Raw genomic sequence first — 3,041 nt, forward strand, 5'->3', positions numbered from 1 at the left:
CTATTATATCGCCCAAGGCTTTGTTATTGCAGGCTTTGGATACAGTTTCAGCCGGTTGAACTCACGGATTCAGGATAGTTTCAGCTCGGGTCTGAATTTCCGAAGCAACCACGTGGCGGTCGCCTGGATCAGGTAAAGGTAACCCGCCAACCCGTGACTCATACCTGCCGACCACGGAACCGGGAACGTTCGTGTTCATCAGTTCACTTTTTCGTTGAAGCTTCCCTGGGTTGAGATCCGAATGAAACTATCAACTAAAATCAGTGCATGCGCACGTGTAGTTTTCAGGCCCACAATGAGGCAAATGAAGAGCAGCATAAAAAAATCACGATACAGATCGTCGAGATCCTGAAAGAGGCCGAGGTGAGACCAGTAGGGTGCGTTCCATTCTGTGAAGTAAATGTGACCGGCGATATTGAAACCTGATCGTCACGCCCTAGAAACGCCGTTGGCTCGCACAAGAACTCGAGTTTCTGCCATACGAATAGGCGGATGCCCTATACGACACAGCTGGACGCTGCTGAGTATTTGGCGCGCGTCCCGTTAGGTCACAACCACGGGGTTCCCAACACAGAGAGGCAATCCACCCACGGCACCCCTGTGATTCTCTGGCCCAAAACCGTTAAACTAATGTCGTCCAATCAAGCACACGGTCATAAAAGAAGCCATGTCCAGCGCTAGCCAGAAAGCCCAGAACAATCTGTTGATCGTGGATCTGGAGTCCACATGCTGGAGCAGTCGTCAAACGCCCGATGGCGAACCTCAAAGCGTTCATAACATGGAGGTGATCGAAATTGGCTGTGCACTGGCTAACTGGCAGGGGGATATTGGAAGAATCGCCTCATTCCTGGTTAGGCCCACGCGATATCCCCATTTGAGCGATTTTTGTGTCCAGCTCACTGGCGTTAATCAGTCGATGGTGGATGCGGCGCCGGCGTTTCCAGAGGCTATTTCGGCCGTGAACAATTGGCTGGGAGAATTGCCGGATGATTTTGTCTGGTGCAGCTGGGGGAATTACGACAGACAGCACTTGGAGGCCCAGAGCTTGCTAGACGGGGCCGGACCTATTATCTCCCATCGGCCGCACCTGAATCTGAAGCGCATTTGGCGGCGCACAACAGGTCAAAAGAAAAAGAACGGGTTGAGGCATGCGTTGGCATTCCATGATCTGGCTTTTGAGGGTAGCCCCCATCGCGGGATCGACGACGCCAAAAACATTGTTCGCTTGTTGCCGTTCATGGACTGGGCTTTGGAGCCTGCGATTGTAAATATGCCGGGCTCACTGAGGCTGCAAGCTCTCAAGGAATTGAGTTCTCTGGACCAAGAACTAGGGCTTTATGACTGAGTATTTGGATCAATCAACGTGATGCTGACCAGTTTTTCATGTGACGACGTTTTGAACTGGCCCGTTCCGAAGATTCCGAATGGTGGTTCGTTCTTACCACCAATCGGAGCCAAATACCCGGTGAAGGTGAAGTGGTAGCGCGGTTAATCAGTGATCGCATTCGCTTGTCGAGTACTTCTCGGTTAGATACCGATGCAACAGATCTACCATCTCCGGTTTACTTATGGCACCAGCCCGATGCAAAGCCTGCAGTAAGTCCTGAATATCATCAGGCTCTACCTCATCATCCGACAGGTGTGTGATGACGTCGGCAAGATCATCGATCGGCGTGCGCTCATAGCGAATGCCAAACCGTCCTGCCAGGGCCAAGATGTAATCTCTCGTGCTTATCGGATCATTCACAGACATCCTCCGGTAAAACGACGACAACCCGCCCATCGACGTTCAAAGCCTGTCCATCTCCGAGTGGAATGAGCCAAGGCCAGTCCCATCGGGTATGGCCGAATACCGTTAGCCCCTGGAAGCCCGTTATCAGCGAGAGAGCCACATCGGGATCACCACGACGATCCGCGCGCTCCGGGTTTGTCGGCCCTTGATGGAGGAGCAGGATATCCGGGGCCTGATCAGTTACCGATTCCAGGGCGACTACAAAGTCATCGGCCGTCCGCCTCTGATTCCGGTGTGGATTGCCCACGATACCGCTGACACCGCCGACACGCAGATCCTTCAACACCGTAACGACGTCACCATCCAGCAGAAACGTGTTGCCTGGAGTAGCACCAATGCTCTCCATCTGATCATGGTTGCCCAATACCCCGACAACCTCTGTCGTAATCGCAGAGAATGCCTTAAACACGTCATCAACCGGGCCTGTGCCGCCCCGTTTCCGGCAATCCGGGTAATCATAAAGGTCGCCGCACACAAAAATGGCATCAGGAACAGGAATAACACCTTTCTCCGATAGCGCCATGAGCGCCTCGGCCACCGGGACGCCAAGAAGGGGGTTCCGGCCGCCGTCCTCACGCCCCTGGAGATCTGACGTCAGCACAATCGACTTCACATGCCGCGGTAGGCCTGAAGCATAGGCCAGATGAAAGGGCAGGTGATTCCGCAAGGGCGCACCGGAAGGGCCACTGGTCCGGTGTGGCAGCGTGAAGAATGGGTCTGGGGCTATTTCCGTGATTCGCAACATAGCCTAGATACGCCTCGGGAATTGGATATTAAGCCATGATAGCCAAGGCAATCAGGATAGGCACGTGTGTACGTAACCCACGCCGCTGATCGCCACGTCTGGCAACGCTCGATGGTGCCGTTTCTAGTCTTGCTGTTCTCAAATCACATGAGATGCTGAACCTGAATTCAACACGAGATACCGCCCATGACAAACCGTCCAACCCCGACAATCAAAGGCACTATTTACATCGCACCTGGTAATTCGGGCTGCCGGGTTTACGCCATGCCGTATCGAATGAAACCCGGTCAGTCCCCACGGGATCTTCAGGATCGATTCGCCGATCAGTGGACACTGGCGGCCCAGCTCGATCACCAGCTCAAGATCATCACATTAGAAGTCCAGTTCCGACATCTTCGAGAGGATATTGAAGGCCAGATGGGCGGTACCGTAAGCGCCGTTAAATCGACCCACTTGCCCTAATCGTATTGAGCCACTTTTTTCAAAGCCGGCAACTCGGCATTC

3 protein-coding genes are annotated in these 3,041 nt (G+C 53.6%); 1 reads left to right on the plus strand and 2 read right to left on the minus strand.

What is annotated here, in order from left to right; all coding sequences use genetic code 11:
• The first annotated feature begins 667 nt into the window (after nt 1–667).
• A complete protein-coding gene (locus MLC70_RS18210; RefSeq protein WP_248185924.1) occupies nt 668–1,345 on the plus strand; it encodes a 3'-5' exonuclease in 678 nt (225 codons plus the stop codon).
• Nucleotides 1,346–1,492: 147 nt separating this feature from the next.
• Here MLC70_RS18210 and MLC70_RS18215 read toward each other — a convergent pair whose 3' ends face one another.
• Nucleotides 1,493–1,747, minus strand: coding sequence for a hypothetical protein (locus tag MLC70_RS18215; RefSeq protein ID WP_248185926.1), 255 nt, complete (start codon nt 1,745–1,747; stop codon nt 1,493–1,495).
• Nucleotides 1,740–2,459 (minus strand): metallophosphoesterase family protein, encoded by a 720-nt coding sequence (locus tag MLC70_RS18220; protein ID WP_248185928.1) that lies wholly within the window; start codon nt 2,457–2,459, stop codon nt 1,740–1,742. The genes MLC70_RS18215 and MLC70_RS18220 overlap by 8 nt, the downstream gene beginning before the upstream one ends.
• Nucleotides 2,460–3,041: the final 582 nt, after the last annotated feature.

Origin of the sequence: Marinobacter goseongensis (genome assembly GCF_023156235.1) — a bacterium.
Classification (GTDB): domain Bacteria; phylum Pseudomonadota; class Gammaproteobacteria; order Pseudomonadales; family Oleiphilaceae; genus Marinobacter; species Marinobacter goseongensis.

Bases quoted from the DNA above. Each gene is read 5' to 3' on its own strand.
- MLC70_RS18210 (WP_248185924.1), top strand. From the start codon at position 668: ATGTCCAGCGCTAGCCAGAAAGCCCAGAACAATCTGTTGATCGTGGAT.